The following is a 17,976-nucleotide window of genomic DNA, read 5'->3' as shown; positions in this document are numbered from 1 at the left end:
CACCGTGTTCCACTGAAGCACGATGCCCCCGTGAAGCACGATGCCCGGCTAAGCACTGTGCCCGGCTGGAGCACGCGAGGCGAAGCACGCTTGCTTCGCCTCGTGCCGGCACCCGCTCAGGCGATCATGCCCTAGTGATCATTGCTCAGGCGCCGCGGAGCTGGGCTCCGGTGCGCTCGGCGGCGAGGGCGACGGCGGCGTCGCGCGCCGCCGTGGTCTCCTCGACCGTGAGCGTACGGTCGAGCGCCCGGAACCGCAGCGTGTAGGCCAGGGACTTGTTGCCCTCGCCCACCTGCGGGCCGGTGTAGACGTCGAACAGCCTGATCGACTCCAGCAGCTCGCCCGCCCCCGCCCGGAGGGCGGCCTCCACCTCGGCGACCGGGGTGGACACGGCGACGGTCAGCGCGACGTCCTGCGTGGCCACCGGGTAGGCGGACACGGCGGGCGCCTGCACCGGCCCGTCGGGGCTGAGCAGCGACAGCTCCAGCTCCATCGCGCAGGTGCGCGGCGGCAGCCCGTAGGCCTCGACGACCCGGGGGTGCAGCTCGCCGGCGTGACCGACCGGCACCGGCTCGCCGGTCTCCGCGTCGGTGACGGTCAGCGCGGCGCACCGCCCTGGGTGCCACGGCTCGTGCTGGTCGGCCCGGACGCCGAGCTCCACGCCCGCCGCCCGCGCGACCGTGCGGGCCGCCTCGACGGCGTCCGCCCAGGACGCCTGCCGGCCCTCACCCCACCAGCCGGAGCGCTCGAACTCGCCCGCCAGCACCACGGCCACCCGGAGCGGCTGCCTCGGCAGCGCCGTCTCGATCGCCGCCAGCTCCTCCTGCGTGGGCCTGCGGTCGACCGGCAGGACCGGAGCAGTCGCGGGGGCCTGCGGCTCGGGCCGATAGACCAGCCCGGACTCGAACAGCGCCACGTCGGAGAAGCCGCGGCCCACGTTGCGCACCAGGGTCTTCAGCAGGCCCGGCAGCAGCGTGGTCCGCATGTACGGCTCGTCCTCGCTGAGCGGATTGACCAGCCGGGTCGCCCGCCTGCGCGCGTCCTGCTCGGGCAGCAGCAGGTTGTCGAGGTCGCGCGGCCCCATGAACGGGTAGGCGAGCACCTCCACGTAGCCCGCCTGCGCCAGGGCCCGGCCCACCCGGCGGCGCAGCCGCTGCGCCTCGGTCAGCCCGCCCCCGGCCGGAGCGGGCGGCAGCACCGACGGGATGCGGTCATACCCCTCAAGCCGGACGACCTCCTCCGCGAGGTCGTTCGGGTCGGTCAGGTCGGGGCGCCACGTCGGCGGCGTCACCGTGATCAGGTCGTCGCCGTGGACGGCCAGCCGGTCGGCGAGGTCGCCGGAGGCGAGCACGCCGGTGGCCGCGACGCCGTGCCCGGCCGAGGCGGCGGGGGCGGCGCCCTCCGTCACCACGCAGCCGATCTGCTCCAGCCTGCGGATCACGCTCTCCCGCTCGTACGTCACGCCCGCCACTCGGCTGGGGTGGTCGGCCGGGATGGTGATCCGCACCGGCGAGACGTCCACCTGTGCGTGGGTCACGCCGGGATCGGCGACGGCCCCGCCCAGCTCGACCAGGAGCTGGACCGCACGCCACGACGCGGCCAGGGGCAGCTCGCGGTCGACGCCGCGCTCGAACCGCTTGGACGCCTCGCTCACCAGGTTGTGCCGTCGCGACTCACGGGCGATGCCGGTGGCGGAGAAGTGCGCCGCCTCGATGACGATGTCGATCGAGGTCTCGGAGATCTCCGTGTGCAGGCCGCCCATCGTGCCGGCCATCGAGATCGGGCCCGAGTCGTCGGTGATGAGGATGTCCTCGTCGTGGAGCGTGCGCACCACGTGGTCGAGCGTCTCCAGCGTCTCCCCCGGCCGGGCACGCCGTACGACGATCGGGCCGGACAGGCGCGACCGGTCGAAGGCGTGCAGGGGCTGGCCGAGCTCCAGCATCACGTAGTTGGTGATGTCGACGGCCAGCGAGACCGAGCGCATGCCGGCGCGGGCCAGCCGCATCCGCATCCACAGCGGAGACTCGGCGTCGGGGTCGAACCCGGTGACAGAGCGCAGCACGAAGCGGTCGCAGGCGGTGGGGTCGGCGATCGCCGCGGGCCAGGACTCGCCGCCGCCGGACTCCGCCTCGCTCGCGGCCGGGTCGCGGAACGGCACGCCGAACGCGATGGCCGCCTCACGGGCGACGCCGCGGATCGACAGGGCGTACCCGCGGTCGGTGGCGACCTCCAGTTCGAGCACGTCGTCACGCAGGCCGAGCAGCTCGACCACGTCGGCGCCGATCGGGGTGTCGCGCGGCAGCAGCAGGATGCCCGGGGAGGACTCGGCGATGCCGAGCTCTGCCTCCGAGCAGATCATGCCGTCGGACAGGCGCCCGTAGGTCTTGCGGGAGCCGATCTCGAAGCCGCCGGGAAGCACCGCGCCGGGCAGCGCGACCGGGACCACGGCGCCCTCGGAGAAGTTCGTCGCGCCGCAGACGATCTCGCGCGGCGTCGCCTCCCCCACCTCGACCTTGCAGTGCCGGATGGGCTTCTTGAACCCGGCCAGCTCCTCGATCTCGAGGACCCGGCCGACCACGACGTTCTTGATCTCGTGGCCGTGCGAGTGGATGGCCTCCAGCTTGAGGCCGGCGGCGGTGAGCCGGTCGGCCACTTCCTGGGCGGTGACCGCGGGGAGATCGACGTACTCCCGCAGCCATGAAAGCGGGACCTTCATCAGACCTCCATTCCGAACGGCAGGGTGAACCGGATGTCGCCCTCGACCATGTCACGCATGTCCTCGGCGTTGTGGCGGAACATCAGCGTCCGCTCCACGCCCATGCCGAAGGCGAATCCCGAGTAGACGGCGGGGTCGACGCCGCAGGCGAGCAGCACGCGCGGGTTGACCATGCCGCAGCCGCCCCACTCGATCCAGCCCTCCGACTTGCAGGTGCGGCAGGGCGGATTGCCCGGCACCGCCGAGGAACCGCGGCAGACGAAGCAGCGCAGGTCGAGCTCGGCCGACGGCTCGGTGAACGGGAAGTAGTGCGGCCGGAAGCGGGTGGTGATCCCCGCGCCGAACATCACCTCGGCGAACCGGTCGAGCGTGCCCTTCAGGTGGGCCATCGTCAGCCCCTTGTCGATCGCCAGGCCCTCGACCTGGTGGAAGACCGGGGTGTGCGTGGCGTCCAGCTCGTCGGTACGGAAGGTCTTGCCCGGCGACACCACGTACACCGGCAGCGGGCGCGACAGCAGGGCCCTGATCTGCACCGGCGAGGTCTGGGTGCGCAGCACCTTGCCGGAGTCGACGCTCTCCACGAAGAACGTGTCGTGGTCGGACCTGGCCGGGTGGTCGGGGGCGATGTTCAGCGCGTCGAAGTTGAACCACTCGCCCTCGAGCTCTGGCCCCTCCGCCACCTCGTACCCCATCGCCACGAACGCGTCGGCGATGCGCTCCTGCAGGGTGGTCAGCGGGTGCCGGGCGCCGCGCGGCGCCCGATCCCAGGGCAACGTGACGTCGACCGTCTCCTCGATGAGGACCCGCGCGTCCCGCTCGGCCTCCAGCTCGGCCTGGCGCGCGGCGAGCGCCTCGCCGATCGCCTTGCGCGCGGTGCCGATCCGCTTGCCCGCCTCGGCGCGCGCGGCGGGCGGCAGCGCGCCGATCTCACGGTTCGCCAGCGCGATGGGCGAGCGGTCGCCCACGTGCGTCAGCCTGGCCTGCTTCAAATCGTCGAGGTCGCGGGCCGCGGCGATGGCGGCGAGAGCGTCGGCCTGCGCCCGCGCGACCTCGTCGGCGTGCAGCGGCGTCACCTCGACCGGGTCATAGGTATTCGACAAGAGAGAGCTCCGTATCCAGGGGCCTGCGAGCGCCCTGCGCTCAGCGTGGTCAGTTTAGTCCGATCAGCCCACCGGGCCGTCCTCCGCGCGATCGGCCTGTGGAAAAGGCTCAGGCGAAGTCAGGGGTGCCGGTGGGCAAGGTAAATCGGAACTCCGCGCCGCCGCCGGGCGCGCGCTGCACGCTGATGGTGCCGCCGTGGGCCTCGATGAGGCCCTTGACGATGAACAGGCCGAGGCCGGTCCCCCCGCGGCGGCGGCCGTTGCCCCGCCAGAACTGGCGGAAGACGCGGCCGACCAGCTCGGGCGCCACGCCCTCACCCTGGTCCCGCACCGACACCGCCACACCCCATTCGACCGGCTCCACCACTATGGTCACCGTACCGCGCCCGTGGCGCACCGCGTTTTCCACCAGGTTCGCGAGAATCTGGTCAATCTTGTCCTGGTCGAGCCACATCTCCGGCAGTTCGCCGAGGATTTCCAGCCGGAAGCGGTCCTCGGGCTCCCCCGCCGCCACCCGGCCCGCGACGATCCTGCGGACCCGGGCCGGCACGTCCACGATCTGGCGGTGGATCTCCACCCTGCCCGACTCGATGCGCGAGACGTCGAGCAGCTCGGTGATCAGCCGCGTCACCCGGTCGGCGTCGGCGTTGACCGTCTCCAGCATGACGCGCTTCTGCGCGTCGGTGAAGCGCTCCCACTTTGCCAGCAGCGTCGCGGTGAACCCCTTGACGCTGGTCAGCGGCGAGCGCAGCTCATGGGCCACGGTCGAGACCAGGTCGGCGCGGCTGCGCTCGATCCGGGCACGGGCGGAGGCGTCGCGCAGCGTGATCACGACGCGCTCCACCTCTCCGCCGCGCGGCGGCGTGCGGACGAAGCGCGCGGCGACCAGCATCTCCTGGCGGCCGGGCAGGTGCAGCGGCCGTTCCGGCTGGCGACTTCGGATGGACAGCCCGCCCTGCGGGTCGAGCCACTTCCACCAGTCGCGACCGTCCTGGTCCCGCATCGGCAGCACGTCGCCGACGAACCTGCCCACCGCCGCCTGTCTGGTCACCCCGGTCAGCCGCTCCGCGGCCCGGTTGACCATCAGGATCACACCGTCGGCGTCGGTGGCGACGAGGCCGTCGGGAAGGTCGTCGACGTCGATGCGCGCCCGCCCTCCGGCGTCCCCCTCAAGGGTGCCGCCGGGGGTGTCGTCACCTCGCACGAGAGCGCCTCCTCGAGCTCCGGAACTGCGCGCGCCGCCGCGTCCTGCGCGACTCCTTCGCCGACAATAGCGGGTTTCCCGGGCTCGGCAGCAGCCTCAGAGCGTGGGGGTAGTGGGATCTTCCACGGAATGTAAGGTCTGCCTCTGAGCGCGCGCGGAGGCGTACAGGCAGACTGCGGCCGCGGTGGCGAGGTTGAGGCTCTCCGCCCGCCCGTAGATCGGGACGCGCACCACCTCGTCGGCCAGGGCGAGGAGCTCGGGCGGCAGCCCCCACGCCTCGTTGCCGAACAGCCAGGCGGTGGGCACGTCGAGGGCGACCTCGTCGAGCGTCCGGGTGCCCGCGCCGTCGGCCGCGAGCACGCGCAGCCCCGCCTCCTTAGCGTGCCGTACGGCGTCCGCCACGGGGATGCCGGTCACGACCGGCAGGTGGAACAGGCTGCCCGCGCTGGCCCGCACGCACTTGGCGTTGTACGGGTCCACGGACGCGTCGGTGAACACCACCGAGTCGGCGCCCGCGGCGTCGGCCGTACGCAGGACCGTGCCCGCGTTGCCGGGATCACGCACATGGGCGAGGATCGCCACCAGCCGGGCCCCCCGCGGCACCGCCTCGGCCGCCGGGACGTGCACGAACCGGCACACGGCCAGCAGGCCCTGCGGAGTGACCGTCTGGGTCAGCTCCGACATGACCTCACCGCTCGCGCGGTGGACCGGGACGCCCGCCGCGACGGCGGCGGCCACGATGTCGGCGTGCCGCGTCTCCGCCTCGACCGTCGTGAACAGTTCGACCGTGACGTCCTTGAGCGCGAGTGCCTCGCGGACCGCCTGCGGCCCTTCCGCCAGGAACGCCCGGTCGCGGTCCCGGAAAGCCCGCTTGGTCAGCCTGCGGGCCGCCTTGACGCGCGGCGACTTGATGTTGGTGAGCTCCGCCATGCCCGCTTGTCCCCCTTGACGTGAATGAGGGCCCGCCGTAGGCGGCGGGCCCTCGTCTGTGCGCAGGTGTCAGGCGACCGGCGCGTTCACGTCGGACGGGAGCGCCTTCTTGGCGGACTCGACCAGCGTGGCGAAGGTCTGCGTGTCGTTCACCGCGAGGTCCGCGAGGATCTTGCGGTCCACCTCGATGCCGGCCAGGCGCAGGCCCTGGATGAACCGGTTGTAGGTGACGCCGTTCGCGCGGGCGGCGGCGTTGATCCGCTGGATCCACAGCCGGCGGAACGTGCCCTTCTTGTCCTTGCGGTCCCGGTACGCATAGGTCATCGAGTGGAGCATCTGCTCCTTGGCCTTGCGGTAGAGCCGCGACCGCTGCCCGCGGTAACCGCTTGCCCGCTCAAGGACGACCCGGCGCTTCTTCTTGGCGTTGAGCGCCCGCTTCACGCGTGCCATGTTGTTCTATCTCCCCGGGTCGTTACTTCGCGAGCAGCTTCTTGATCTTCTTGGTGTCGGCGTCGGACATGACGACGACACCCTCGAGACGGCGCGTGCGAGTGGACGGCTTGTGCTCGAACAGGTGCTTCCGGTTGGCGCGGCGGCGGACAACCTTGCCGGTTCCGGTGAGCCGGAACCGCTTCTTCGCACCGCTGTGCGTCTTCATCTTCGGCATCTCAGCCGTCTCTCCTCTTTCGTCCGTGCCGACGGCCCGGGCCGGTGACCCGGGCCGACGGCCTGCCTTACCGCGAGACCGTCCCGGTCTCGGTTTCCATGTGCGTCTGCGGCGCCCCGCCTGGTGGCTCAGGCGGACGTCACTGCGGCTGCGCGGCCTGCTCCTCGGCGGGCTCCGCCTCCAGCGGGTCGGTGTCGGTGCCGCGGGCCTTTGCGGCGGCCTTCTCGGCCTTCGCCTCGGCCTTCTTCTTGTGCGGCCCGATCACCATGATCATGTTGCGACCGTCCTGCTTCGGCTGCGACTCGACGAACCCCAGGTCGGTCACGTCCTCGGCAAGGCGCTGCAGGAGCCGGAAGCCCAGCTCCGGCCGGGACTGCTCGCGACCCCGGAACATGATCGTGACCTTGACCTTGTCTCCCGCCTTGAGGAAGCGCACGACGTGACCCTTCTTGGTCTCGTAGTCGTGCGGGTCGATCTTCGGCCGGAGCTTGATCTCCTTGATGATCGTGTGGGCCTGGTTGCGGCGGGCCTCGCGCGCCTTCATGGCCGACTCGTACTTGAACTTGCCGTAGTCCATGAGCTTGCAGACGGGCGGGCGTGCCGTGGCCGCGACCTCCACCAGGTCGAGATCGCTCTCCTGCGCCAGCTTCAGTGCGTCGCCTATGGAGACGATGCCGACCTGTTCGCCGTTCGGGCCGACGAGGCGCACCTCGGGCACGCGAATACGGTCGTTGATGCGGGGCTCGGTGCTGATGGGACCTCCAAAAGACTTCCGCTTGTCTCGACCGCGCGGGGCAAAACAAAACCCCGCACGTCACGCATGCGGGGTCACTGAGCTCTCCTGCCGAAAACTCCGGTGGATCCTGGACCCGTCCGCCTTTCGGCGGAGCAGGTGGGAGGTGGACCTCCGCTTGCGCGTCCAGCTCATGCCGGACCGATCGAGTTCCTACGCTACCACAAGCCCGAAGACCCCTCGACGTATTCCGGGCCTGCCACCAGAGCGCCACGGGAGCGCTCCCCCCGTGGCGCTCCTGTGGTGCTCCCGCGGCGCTCAGGGGCCGCTCAGCCGGCGCTCAGGCGGCCGCGCGCCGGGCGATCTCGGCCTCGCCGGCGGAGCGCATCGCCTCCACCGGCACGTCCGCCTGGCCGGTCATCAGCTCGACCTGCCGCGCCGCCTGGTGCAGCAGCATCGGGAACCCGCCGATCACCGTGCGGCCCCGCGCGCCTGCGGCCGCGGCCAGCGGCGTCGGCCAGGGCGCGTAGACGACGTCGAACAGGGCCGCCTTCTCGGGCAGGCCGGCCGCGACCCGCTCGGCCAGCGCGTCGGCCGCGCCGGACGGCAGCGTGGAGACGACCAGGTCGGCCGCGGGGTCGAAGTCGCCGAAGGAGCGCACGGTCACCGTGGTGCCGAGGTGCTCGGCGACCCGCAGAGTCTCTCCCGCGCGGGCCGGGTCGCGCACGACCAGCGTGACCTCCGCGAGGCCCGTCTCCCGCAGGGCGGCGACGGCCGAGGCCGCGGTGGCGCCGCCGCCCAGGACCACCGCCGAGGCGGGGGCGGGCACGCCCGCCTCCGCGAGCGCCTGGACGATGCCGTACACGTCGGTGTTCTCACCGTGCCGCGCGCCGTCGCGGAACACCACCGTGTTGGCGCCGCCGACCGCGACGGCGAGGTCGGAGACGGTGTCGAGCAGCGGCAGCACGGCCCGCTTGAGCGGCATCGTGAGCGACAGCCCCGCCCACTGCGGGCCGCACCCGCCGACCAGGTCTGCCAGCCCGTCCTCCGCGCACTCGATCGCGTCGTAGCGCCAGTCCGCCAGGCCCATCGCCGCGTACGCCGCCCGGTGCAGCACCGGGGACAGCGAGTGCGCGATCGGGGAGCCCAGCACGGCGGCACGCCTGCCGGTGGCGGTCATTTGTTGTTCCTGTTGAACTCGTCGCGGAGCTTCCAGAACTCCGACTCCTTGTCGGTGAACTTGGTGATGCCCCGCTTGGGGTCGACCGTCACGAAGTACAGCCAGTTGCCGTCCGCCGGGTGCAGCGCGGCCTCGATCGCGTGGTCGCCGGGGTTGGCGATCGGGCCGGGCGGCAGGCCGAAGTACTTGTAGGTGTTGTACCGCGAGGTGCTCTCCAGGTCGGCGTGCGAGGCCGCGATGCCGTACTTGTTCAGGCCGTACATGACCGTGCTGTCCATGCCCAGCTTCATCTGGGGATTGGAAGTCAGCCGGTTGTAGATGACCCGGGCGACCTTCGGCATGTCCTCGGCGCTGCCGGACTCGGCCTGCACGATGCTGGCGATGACGATGATCTGCTTGGCGGTGAAGCCGAGCTGCTTGGCCTGGCCCTCCAGGTCGACCCGATCCGCGGTCTGGTTGAACCGGTCGACCATCTTGGTGAGGATCTGCTGCGGGGTGAGCTTGCTGCTGATCTCGTACGTGGCCGGGAACGCGAAGCCCTCCAGCCGGCCCTTGGCGTACGAGGGAAGCCCGATGTCGGCGCGGGCGGCCTTCTTGAAGTCCTCGACCGGCTTGCCGGTGGCGGTCGACAGCTCCTCGTAGATCTTGCTGAGCCGCAGCCCCTCGCGGATGGTCAGGCGGTTGAGCATCCGGTTCTTGGGGTCGAGCAGGGTCAGGGCCGAGGCGGCGGACATGCCCTTGCGCATCTCGTACTGGCCCGGCTGGAGCGAGGAGCTCTTGCCCGCGGCGCCGATGGCGTTGACGAACGCCCTGGCGCTGGCGACGACGCCCTCGTCCTCCAGCATCTGGGCGACGTCGGTGGCGCTCGCGCCCTCCTCGATCTCGACGACGACCTCCCCGCGCCCCTCCCCGCTGTAGTCCTTGGGGATCATCACGCTGCGCGCCCAGGTGAACCCGAAATAGCCGAGGCCGCCGAGGACCCCGATGATGATCACAACGGCGAAAAGCGTGGCGACCCTGCCCTTGCGCCGCTGCTTCTTGCGGCGTCTGCGGCTGCGCCGCTGCTGGGTCCGGCTACCAGAGGTCCGGCGCCGGGGAGAACCGTCGTCGTCCTCGGCGCCGAGCAGGATGTCCATGTCCAGATCATTCATAGTGCGCTGGCCAATCTCTCGGTACGAGAGGCCTCCCGTCAAGCGAGTGTGCCAAACCGAGGGGGTTCGGGACAGGGGGTTCCGCGGGGGGCGTTCCCGATATGTGGAGCCCCGCCCGGGGGCGGCGGGGCCGTGCGGACGCACCGGGCGCGCTCCGGAACGCCGCGGGACGGCGCCACGCGGATGACCCGGCGGCGGTCAGTTCGTCCCGAGATACCTGTTCAGCTCCTCCCGATATTTCCTGAACTCCGCCTCTTTGTCAGTGAATTTGGTGATTTTACGCCGGGGATCTGTGGTGACGAACCACCACCACGCGCCCTCGGCGGGGTGGAGGGCGGCCGCGAGCGCGCTCTCCCCCGGATTGCCGATGGGCCCGGGCGGCAGCCCGGGGCGCGCATAGGTGTTGTACGGCGAGTCGACCCGCGTGTCCTGAGTGCTGACCTTGAGGGTGTGGCGGTTCAGCACGTAGTTGACCGTGCTGTCCATCTCCAGCTTCGCGCCGCGCGCGAGACGGTTGTACACCACTCTGGCGATCTTGGGGTAGTCGGCCGGGACGCCGCCCTCGGCCTGCACGATGCTGGCGACCGTCACCGCCTGTCTGGGCGTGAGCCGCACCCGCGGCGCCAGCTCCTCCAGCTTCACCTTCGTGGCGGCGACGCGGAACCGGGCCGTCATCTTCCTGAGCAGATCGACGGCCGTCATCCCCGGCTCGATCTCGTACGTCGCGGGGAACAGGAAGCCCTCCGCCGCCCCCTCCGCGTACGCGGGCAGCCGCAGGCGCCGCGGCTCGGCGACGGCGTCGGTGAAGTCCTTCAAAGGGATGCCGGTCCGGTCGGCAAGCGTGCGCAGCGCCTCGCTCGTGCGCAGTCCCTCGGGCACGGTGACCGTGCGCATGACCCTGCTCGCGGGCGACAGCAGCAGATCGAGGGCTCCGGCGGCGGCCATGCGACGCCGCAGAGTGTAACGGCCCGGGTGCAGGCCGCTCTCCTTGGAGCGCGTGATCACCTGCTCGACGAACGACCGGGCGCTGGCCACCACGCCGGCCCGCTCCAGCGTCTCACCGATCTCGGCGGCGCTCGCCCCCGGTGTGATCTCGACCGTGACCGTGCCCGAGCCGCCCCCGGAGTAGTCGGGAGCCTTGTCGGCCTGCCCGACCACCTGGTGCACGCCGTACGCCACCGCCACCGCGACCAGGGCGAGACCCCCGGCCACGGCGGCCGCGGTCCGCCTCACCGCGGTGTCCCGCCGCTCGCTTCCTCACCGGGCCCGTTGCCGGGCCGCGGTGGTTCGAGAGGTCTGCCGGGGGGATTGCCGGTGGCCCGCTCGCCGTCGAGCGCGGCCTGCAGCAGCACGACGGCCGCCGCCTGGTCGATCACGTCACGCTGGTTGCGCGCCTTCACACCGCTGGAGCGCAGGCCCTGCTGGGCGCTGACCGTGGTGAGCCGTTCGTCCACCAGCCTGATCGGGACCGGAGCCACCCGGGCGGCCAGCCGCACGGCGAACTCGCGCGCGGCCCCGGCGGCGTGGCTCTCCCTGCCCGACAGCGACGTGGGCAGCCCGACCACGATCTCGATCGCCTCGTACTCGGCCGCGATCTCCTCGATCCTCGCCAGGTCGCCGCGGCCGCGCCGTACGGTCTCCACCGGCGTGGCCAGCAGACCGGACGGGTCGCTGCGGGCCACGCCGATGCGGACGGAGCCGACGTCGACCCCGATCCTGGCACCGTGCCTCATCGGCGGCTCACACCACCGCGGAGGAGATGGCCTCCTCGACCGCGCGAAGCGCGTCCCCGATCGCCTCGGGCCGCGTGCCACCGCCCTGGGCCACATCGTCCTTGCCGCCACCGCCACCCCCGAGTGCCTTGGCGGCGACGCCGACGAGCCGGCCCGCCTTCAGGCCACGCGCGCGTCCCGCCTCGTTGACCGCGGCGACGACGACCGGCCGGTCAGAGGGGACGCCGGAGACGACGACGACCGCGGCGCGATCGCCAGGGAACCTGCCGCGCACATCGAGGGCGAGTTTACGCAGGTCGTCGGCGGTGGTGCCATCAGGCGCGCGGTGCGTCACGACGGAGACGCCCTGCACGTCGCCGGCCTGTGCGGCGAGTTCGCCGGCCACCGCGAGCACCTGGGCCGAGCGGAGCTTGTCCAGCTCCTTCTCCGCCGTCCGCAGCCGGGTGACGATGCCCTCGATGCGCTCGGGCAGCTCCTCGCGGCGGGTCTTGAGCTGCTCGCTGAGCTGGGCGACCAGCACGCTCTCCCGGGCCAGGAACCGGAATGCGTCGAGGCCGACGAGCGCCTCCACCCGGCGCACCCCCGCGCCGATGGACGACTCGCCCAGCACCTTCACCAGGCCGAGCTGGCCGGAGCTGGCCACGTGCGTGCCGCCGCACAGCTCGCGGGAGTAGTCGCCGACCTCGACCACCCGGACCTCGTCGCCGTACTTCTCGCCGAACAGCGCGAGCGCGCCCATCGCGCGGGCCTGCGCCTGGCTGGTGTAGAAGGCGTTGACCTTGAGGTCGTTTATCAGGACGGCGTTCACCTCGTCCTCGACGTCGCGCAGCATCGACGGGGAGACGGCCCCGGCCGCGGTGAAGTCGAAGCGGAAGCGGCCCGGGGAGTTCTCCGAGCCCGCCTGGGCCGCCGACTCGCCGAGGGCGTTGCGGAACCCGCGGTGGACCAGGTGGGTCGCGGTGTGGCTGCGGGAGATCGCGCGGCGCCGCTCCAGGTCGATGTCGGCATGCGCCTGGTCGCCCACCCGCACCTCGCCGGTGCGCACCTTGCCGCGGTGCACGACCAGGCCGGACACCGGCGACTGGACGTCCACGATCTCGATCTCCGCGCCGCCGGTGCGGATCAGGCCCTGGTCGGAAAGCTGACCGCCGCCCTCCGCGTAGAACGGGGTGCGGTCGAGCACGACCTCCAGCGTGGTCCCCGCGCCGGCCGCCGGGACGGACGCGCCGTCGACGAGCAGGCCGATGACGTTGGCCTCGGCGGTGGTGTGGTCGTATCCGAGGAAGTCGACCTTCCCGGCCTTCTCCAGGATGCCGGTGAACACCGAGATGTCGGCGTTGCCGGTCTTCTTCGCCGCGGCGTCGGCCTTGGCCCGGTCCCGCTGCTCCTTCATGAGCCGGCGGAAGCCCTCCTCGTCCACCTGGAGGCCCTGCTCGGCGGCCATCTCCAGGGTGAGGTCGATCGGGAAGCCGAAGGTGTCGTGGAGCTGGAACGCCTGGTCGCCGCTGAGTGTCGCGGCGCCCTTGCGTTTGGTCTCCTCCACCGCGACGTCGAAGATCGCCGTGCCGGTGCGGAGTGTGCCGATGAACGACGCCTCCTCGGCGTCGATGACCGTGTGGATGTTGGCGGCGTCGGCCTTGAGCTCGGGATACTGCTCGCCCATCACGTCGATGGTCACGGCGGTGAGCGCGTGCAGGTGCCGCTCCTCGCCCGCGCCGAGCAGGCGGAGGTTGCGGATCGCGCGGCGCAGCATGCGGCGCAGCACGTAGCCGCGGCCCTCGTTGGACGGCAGCACGCCGTCGCCGACGAGCATGACGCCCGCCCGCATGTGGTCGGCGATCACCCGCAGCGACACGTCGGCGCGCTTGTCACGCCCGTAGCGCGACCGGGTGAGGTCGGCCGCCGTGTCGAGGATCTTGTACGTCGTGTCGATCTCGTAGATGTTGTCGACACCCTGCAGGATGGCCGCCATGCGCTCCAGGCCCATGCCGGTGTCGATGTTCTTGGCCGGCAGCTCGCCCGCCACGTCGAAGTCGATCTTGTTGCGGACCGTGCTGAGCTGGAACTGCATGAAGACGAGGTTCCACACCTCGAGGTAACGGTTCTCGTCCGCGATCGGCCCGCCCTCGCGGCCGTACTCGGGCCCGCGGTCGTAGTAGATCTCCGAGCACGGGCCGCCGGGCCCGGGGACCCCCATGTGCCAGTAGTTGTCGGCGAGGTCGCGGCGCTGGATGCGGTCGAGCGGCAGGCCCACCTCGCGGTGCCAGATGTTCTGGGCCTCGTCGTCGTCCAGGTAGACGGTCGCCCACAGGCGGTCCTCCGGGAAGCCGAAGCCGCCGTCGGACTCGGGCCGGGTGAGCAGCTCCCAGGCGAACGGGATCGCCTGGGCCTTGAAGTAGTCACCGAAGGAGAAGTTGCCGAGCATCTGGAAGAAGCTGGCGTGCCGGGTGGTCTTGCCGACCTCGTCGATGTCGAGGGTGCGCATGACCTTCTGCGCGCTTGTCGCCCGCCGGAACGGCGGCGTCTGCTGCGCCAGGAAGAAGGGCTTGAACGGGACCATCCCCGCGTTCACGAGGAGCAGTGTCGGGTCCTCGGCGACCAGGCTGGCCGAGGGCACGACTGTGTGCCCGCGCTCCTCGAAGAAGCGCAGGAAGCGGCGCGCGATCTCTGCCGACTCCATTTCAGCGGCCATCCTTTACGTCGTAGATTCTGTTCTTGCCTGTGGTGGTTCCATCAACCGTGTCGAGCCCGAGCTCGGCGCGCAACTCGGTTTCCCTGCTCGCCGACAGGTGGCGCACCTCGCCGGCGAAGTCCCTGAGCTGGTCGGCGAGGGTCACCGCGCGGTCGGCGGTGCGCCTGGCCACGTGGTCGGGCCGCAACGACTGAAGCTTACGCATGGTCCAGACCGTGAGGAACGCGCCCAGGGCCATGTAGAAGAGCCGCCGGATCATCCGCGTCCCCTCCCGATCGCCCGGCGCTCCACGGCACGCTCGGCCGCGTGCCGCTCGCTGAGCCTGTCCCCGGCGCGGGGGCCGGTGCGCGGTGCCGTACGCGGGCCGCCGCGGGCCACCCGCCGGGCCGGGACCCTGCGGGCGGCGCGCCGGGCCAGCGCCATGCGCAAGCCGTCCCTGAAGGCGGAGATCTTGAGCACCGGACCCGCGAACAGCGTGGACGCCACCCCGGTGATCCTGACCATGTTGCCGCTGACGTCACGCATGTTGTCCGTGATCTCCTCGGCCGCCACCAGCCGCCGGTTGGCCTCGGAGACGGTCTGGCTCATGTCGTCGAGAAGCGGGGCGATGCGGTCGCTCAGCTCGGCCACCGACTTGCGGGTCTCGGTCAGCAGTCTGGCCAGCCTGACCAGCACGACGACCATGAAGCAGACCAGGATCACCCAGAAAATGGCGACCACGAGGCCCGCCAGCTCTCCCGCGGTAAGCATGTGCCGATCTCCCTGGATCAACGGAGCTGGAATGGCAAGACCTTACCGCGAACGACCTGCCCGCCGTTCCGCACCACACACCCGGGCCGCTCCGCATCACGCGCACCGGGCCTCATACCGGACGGCACAGCGGCGGTGCTCAGCCGCCGCGCAGGAAGCTCCGGATCTTCGCCCAGCGCTCGGCGAACCGCGCCTCCGCGCCGTGCGTGGTCGGCTCGTAGTAGCGACGCTCGCGGAGCTCCTCGGGCGCGTAGTCCTGGCGGACGAGGCCGTGCTCGAAGTCGTGCGGGTACTGGTAGCCCCTGCCGTGGCCGAGCTTCTTCGCGCCCGGGTAGTGGGCGTCGCGCAGGTGGTCCGGGATGCGGCCCACCATGCCGCGCCGCACGTCGTCGGAGGCCGCGCCGATCGCCTTCACGACCGCGTTCGACTTGGGCGCCAGCGCGCAGTGGACAACCGCCTGCGCGAGGTTGATCCTGCCCTCGGGCAGGCCGATGAACTCCACCGCCTGCGCGGCGGCCACCGCGACCTGCAGGCAGGTCGGATCGGCCATTCCCACGTCCTCGCTCGCGAAGATTACGATCCGGCGGGCGACGAACCGCGGGTCCTCCCCCGCCTCCACCATCCGGGCGAGGTAGTGCAGCGCCGCGTCGGCGTCCGAGCCTCGCATGCTCTTGATGAACGCGCTGACCACGTCGTAGTGCTGGTCGCCCTGCCGGTCGTAGCGCACCGCCGCCTTGTCGACGGCCTTCTCCACCACCTCCACCGTGACCTCCGCGGCGACCTCCGCCGTGCGCTCCGCGGTGGGCCCCGCGGTGGGCTCGTCGGTCAGCATCGCGGCGGCTTCCAGGTAGGTCAGCGAGCGCCGCGCGTCGCCGCCGGCCAGCCGTACGAGCTGGTCGAGGGCGTCGGGGTGCAGCGTGACGCGCCCGCCGAGGCCGCGCGGGTCGGCCACCGCGCGTTCCAGGACGGCGCGGACGTCGTCCTCGGCCAGCGGCTCAAGGGTGAGCAGCAGCGAACGGGACAGCAGCGGGGAGATGACGGAGAAGAACGGGTTCTCCGTCGTCGCGCCGATGAACGTGACCCAGCGGTTCTCCACCGCGGGCAGCAGCGCGTCCTGCTGCGCCTTGTTGAACCGGTGGACCTCGTCGACGAACAGCACGGTCTGCCTGCCGGACATGCCGAGCTCGCGGCGGGCCTGGTCGATGGCGGCGCGCACGTCCTTGACCCCGGCGGAGACCGCCGAGATCTCCACGAACCTCCGTTTGGTCGCGCCCGCCACGACGTAGGCCAGCGTGGTCTTGCCGGTGCCCGGGGGTCCCCACAGGAACAGCGACATCGGGGCGTCGCTCTCCACCAGCCGGCGCAGCGGCGTGCCGGTCCCCAGCAGGTGCCGCTGGCCGATCACCTCCTCCAGCGAGCGCGGCCGCATCCGCACGGCCAACGGCTCCTGGCCCCGGTGCGCCTCCTCGGCGGCCGAATCGAACAGGCTCTCCACGTCGCCGACATTACCGTCAGCCGCCCCACACGGCCGTCGCGCCCGTGTGCCCGGTCCGTACGACGTAGTAGCCGACGACCACGGCGAGGATCACGGCGACGGCCGACACGACCAGGGCGACGGCCCGCGAGCGGCCGCCCTCGGGGGCGCGGCGGGCCCGGGTGAGCCACACCATCAGCAGCGACGCGACGGTCAGCAGCGCGGTCACCGGCACGAGGATGTCCGCGAACCCGCTGTGAACCTCGATCGCCGGGGAGGGCTGGCCCTGGAACATCCGGGCCTCCAGCGCCTCCCCGCTCTCCTTGGCCGCGTACGCCGCGCCGAGGGCCACCACGGCGGTCGCCACCAGGGCCCAGTCGAGCTTGTGCCGCAGACGGGGCAGCGCGGCGTACGCGATCGACAACGCCGCGAGCAGCGGCACGAAGATCACTGCCGCGTGGACGATGAGAGCATGGGCCGGGAGCCCGAGGACCTGGTCGAACATCGTGCATCGCTCCTGGAGACGGCGGCCGGGGCACGAATCGCGGGTTGTCCCCCGGTGTACGGATTCGCTCGGCAGGAGGTTCCCAGGCAGATCTGAGAGCAAGATGAGCGCAAACCGTCGTGATACCCCTGGGACGTCCGTTTTACACGAAGCCAACGGGATCACGGATAGAGTGACGCCTCAGTCGTAACAAAAGGGGAAAGGGAAGGCATAGCGGTGACCGACACTGATCGGCAGAAGCAACCGGCTTCGCGCGTGAGCACGGCCGGGCGCGCGACCACACCCCGTCGCCGCCTGCGTGGCACCCTCGGCGCCGGGCTGGGGCTCCTCGCACTGGCGGGCAGCCTGGTGGCCTGCAGTGACGGCTCGGCCGACAACGCAGCGCAGGCCACCCCGTCGGCCTCACCCTCGGCCTCCGATTCCACGGGCCCCACGGTGAAGCACACCGAGCTGACGCAGCCCACGCCGTCGGCCGCGCCCACCAGCCTGCGTCAGGTCACCTGCGAGTACCGCAAGGACGACACGGGCGCCCCGTCGAAGTTCGTGGGCTTCCCGCCCAGCAAGCTGAGCAGAGGGGTCATCGCGGCCAAGAGGATGGTCATCACCACGAACCAGGGCCGGATCATCATCGACCTGGCCACCAAGGACGTGCCGTGCGCGGTGAACTCCTTCGCCTTCCTGGCCAAGAAGAACTTCTTCGACAACACCGTCTGCCACCGCCTCGCGACCGTGGAGACCGTCGGCCTTGGCATGCTGCAGTGCGGCGACCCGCTGGCCAAGGGCGACGGCAAGAGCAAGGACGACGGCGCGGGCGGCCCGGGATACCTGTTCAACGACGAGAACCTCGGCGGCCTGCCGCTCAGCCGCGGCACGGTGGGGCTGGCGCAGGCCACGGAGGACGCCAACTCCAACGGCAGCCAGTTCTTCATCTCCTTCACGGACGAGAACACCCAGCTGACCGCCATGGGCGCCGCCTTCACGATGATCGGTGTCGTGACCAAGGGCATGGACGTCATCGACAAGATCGCCAAGGGTGGGATCATCCCGTTCAACGGCGACCCCACGGCCGACGTACGGGGCGAGGGCTCCAACGCCCCCAAGAAGAAGGTCGTGATCAGGGACGTGTCCATCGTCTGACCGG

At 71.4% G+C, this 17,976-nt stretch carries 17 protein-coding genes; 1 reads left to right on the top strand and 16 read right to left on the bottom strand.

Annotated elements, in window-relative coordinates; genetic code table 11:
* Window positions 1-145 precede the first annotated feature (145 nt).
* From FLX07_RS30920 to FLX07_RS30845, 16 genes are all read right to left on the bottom strand, one after another.
* Complete coding sequence (locus tag FLX07_RS30920; RefSeq protein ID WP_142575219.1) at window positions 146-2,716, bottom strand: phenylalanine--tRNA ligase subunit beta; 2,571 nt, start codon at window positions 2,714-2,716, stop codon at window positions 146-148.
* The gene (gene pheS / locus FLX07_RS30915) at window positions 2,716-3,816 is read right to left on the bottom strand and encodes a phenylalanine--tRNA ligase subunit alpha (RefSeq protein WP_142575218.1); all 1,101 of its coding nucleotides are present in this window, start codon (window positions 3,814-3,816) and stop codon (window positions 2,716-2,718) included. Before pheS ends, FLX07_RS30920 begins: the two co-directional genes overlap by 1 nt.
* Before the next feature lie 109 nt (window positions 3,817-3,925).
* Window positions 3,926-5,020 (bottom strand): sensor histidine kinase, encoded by a 1,095-nt coding sequence (locus FLX07_RS30910; protein ID WP_142575217.1) that lies wholly within the window; start codon window positions 5,018-5,020, stop codon window positions 3,926-3,928.
* Window positions 5,021-5,116: 96 nt separating this feature from the next.
* Window positions 5,117-5,950: a TrmH family RNA methyltransferase gene (locus FLX07_RS30905; RefSeq protein WP_142575216.1), complete on the bottom strand. Its 834-nt coding sequence runs from the start codon at window positions 5,948-5,950 to the stop codon at window positions 5,117-5,119.
* Window positions 5,951-6,019: 69 nt separating this feature from the next.
* The gene (gene rplT, locus FLX07_RS30900; RefSeq protein ID WP_142575215.1) at window positions 6,020-6,400 is read right to left on the bottom strand and encodes a 50S ribosomal protein L20; all 381 of its coding nucleotides are present in this window, start codon (window positions 6,398-6,400) and stop codon (window positions 6,020-6,022) included.
* 22 nt (window positions 6,401-6,422) lie between these two features.
* The gene (gene rpmI / locus FLX07_RS30895) at window positions 6,423-6,617 is read right to left on the bottom strand and encodes a 50S ribosomal protein L35 (RefSeq protein WP_142575214.1); all 195 of its coding nucleotides are present in this window, start codon (window positions 6,615-6,617) and stop codon (window positions 6,423-6,425) included.
* 139 nt (window positions 6,618-6,756) lie between these two features.
* Window positions 6,757-7,353 carry a translation initiation factor IF-3 gene (gene infC / locus FLX07_RS30890; RefSeq protein ID WP_268239482.1) on the bottom strand — a complete coding sequence of 199 codons (597 nt, stop codon included), beginning with the start codon at window positions 7,351-7,353 and terminating at the stop codon, window positions 6,757-6,759.
* A gap of 337 nt (window positions 7,354-7,690) precedes the next feature.
* Window positions 7,691-8,530, bottom strand: coding sequence for a shikimate dehydrogenase (locus FLX07_RS30885; protein WP_142575212.1), 840 nt, complete (start codon window positions 8,528-8,530; stop codon window positions 7,691-7,693).
* Complete coding sequence (gene mltG, locus FLX07_RS30880; RefSeq protein WP_223854214.1) at window positions 8,527-9,666, bottom strand: endolytic transglycosylase MltG; 1,140 nt, start codon at window positions 9,664-9,666, stop codon at window positions 8,527-8,529. Before mltG (FLX07_RS30880) ends, FLX07_RS30885 begins: the two co-directional genes overlap by 4 nt.
* Before the next feature lie 213 nt (window positions 9,667-9,879).
* Window positions 9,880-10,914, bottom strand: a complete 1,035-nt coding sequence (mltG, locus tag FLX07_RS30875) for an endolytic transglycosylase MltG (protein ID WP_142575210.1) — start codon at window positions 10,912-10,914, stop codon at window positions 9,880-9,882.
* The gene (gene ruvX / locus FLX07_RS30870; RefSeq protein WP_142575209.1) at window positions 10,911-11,414 is read right to left on the bottom strand and encodes a Holliday junction resolvase RuvX; all 504 of its coding nucleotides are present in this window, start codon (window positions 11,412-11,414) and stop codon (window positions 10,911-10,913) included. Before ruvX ends, mltG (FLX07_RS30875) begins: the two co-directional genes overlap by 4 nt.
* 7 nt (window positions 11,415-11,421) lie before the next feature.
* A complete protein-coding gene (gene alaS / locus FLX07_RS30865) occupies window positions 11,422-14,094 on the bottom strand; it encodes an alanine--tRNA ligase (protein WP_142575208.1) in 2,673 nt (890 codons plus the stop codon).
* Window position 14,095: 1 nt separating this feature from the next.
* Entirely contained in the window at window positions 14,096-14,365 is a 270-nt protein-coding gene (locus tag FLX07_RS30860; RefSeq protein ID WP_142575207.1) for a hypothetical protein, read from the bottom strand.
* A complete protein-coding gene (locus tag FLX07_RS30855) occupies window positions 14,362-14,856 on the bottom strand; it encodes a DUF948 domain-containing protein (RefSeq protein ID WP_142575206.1) in 495 nt (164 codons plus the stop codon). Before FLX07_RS30855 ends, FLX07_RS30860 begins: the two co-directional genes overlap by 4 nt.
* 139 nt (window positions 14,857-14,995) lie before the next feature.
* Window positions 14,996-16,351 (bottom strand): replication-associated recombination protein A, encoded by a 1,356-nt coding sequence (locus FLX07_RS30850; protein ID WP_142575205.1) that lies wholly within the window; start codon window positions 16,349-16,351, stop codon window positions 14,996-14,998.
* Window positions 16,352-16,367: 16 nt separating this feature from the next.
* Window positions 16,368-16,835 carry a DUF2231 domain-containing protein gene (locus FLX07_RS30845; protein WP_142575204.1) on the bottom strand — a complete coding sequence of 156 codons (468 nt, stop codon included), beginning with the start codon at window positions 16,833-16,835 and terminating at the stop codon, window positions 16,368-16,370.
* A gap of 216 nt (window positions 16,836-17,051) precedes the next feature.
* On the opposite strand from FLX07_RS30845, the gene FLX07_RS30840 reads away from it, so the two are divergent.
* Window positions 17,052-17,972, top strand: coding sequence for a peptidylprolyl isomerase (locus FLX07_RS30840; protein ID WP_142575203.1), 921 nt, complete (start codon window positions 17,052-17,054; stop codon window positions 17,970-17,972).
* Window positions 17,973-17,976 lie beyond the last annotated feature (4 nt).

The sequence above is a fragment of the Microbispora bryophytorum genome (genome assembly GCF_006874465.1).
Lineage (GTDB): Bacteria > Actinomycetota > Actinomycetes > Streptosporangiales > Streptosporangiaceae > Microbispora > Microbispora bryophytorum.
The sequence above is the reverse complement of the archived record's forward strand: the minus strand, read 5'-3'. Positions and strand labels throughout refer to the sequence as shown.

Coding starts and splice junctions, on each gene's coding strand:
- FLX07_RS30920 (WP_142575219.1), bottom strand. CDS start 2,716: ATGAAGGTCCCGCTTTCATGGCTGCGGGAGTACGTCGATCTCCCCGCG.
- FLX07_RS30905 (WP_142575216.1), bottom strand. CDS start 5,950: ATGGCGGAGCTCACCAACATCAAGTCGCCGCGCGTCAAGGCGGCCCGC.
- rplT (WP_142575215.1), bottom strand. CDS start 6,400: ATGGCACGCGTGAAGCGGGCGCTCAACGCCAAGAAGAAGCGCCGGGTC.
- rpmI (WP_142575214.1), bottom strand. CDS start 6,617: ATGCCGAAGATGAAGACGCACAGCGGTGCGAAGAAGCGGTTCCGGCTC.
- FLX07_RS30885 (WP_142575212.1), bottom strand. CDS start 8,530: ATGACCGCCACCGGCAGGCGTGCCGCCGTGCTGGGCTCCCCGATCGCG.
- mltG (WP_223854214.1), bottom strand. CDS start 9,666: ATGGACATCCTGCTCGGCGCCGAGGACGACGACGGTTCTCCCCGGCGC.
- ruvX (WP_142575209.1), bottom strand. CDS start 11,414: ATGAGGCACGGTGCCAGGATCGGGGTCGACGTCGGCTCCGTCCGCATC.
- alaS (WP_142575208.1), bottom strand. CDS start 14,094: ATGGAGTCGGCAGAGATCGCGCGCCGCTTCCTGCGCTTCTTCGAGGAG.
- FLX07_RS30860 (WP_142575207.1), bottom strand. CDS start 14,365: ATGATCCGGCGGCTCTTCTACATGGCCCTGGGCGCGTTCCTCACGGTC.
- FLX07_RS30855 (WP_142575206.1), bottom strand. CDS start 14,856: ATGCTTACCGCGGGAGAGCTGGCGGGCCTCGTGGTCGCCATTTTCTGG.
- FLX07_RS30845 (WP_142575204.1), bottom strand. CDS start 16,835: ATGTTCGACCAGGTCCTCGGGCTCCCGGCCCATGCTCTCATCGTCCAC.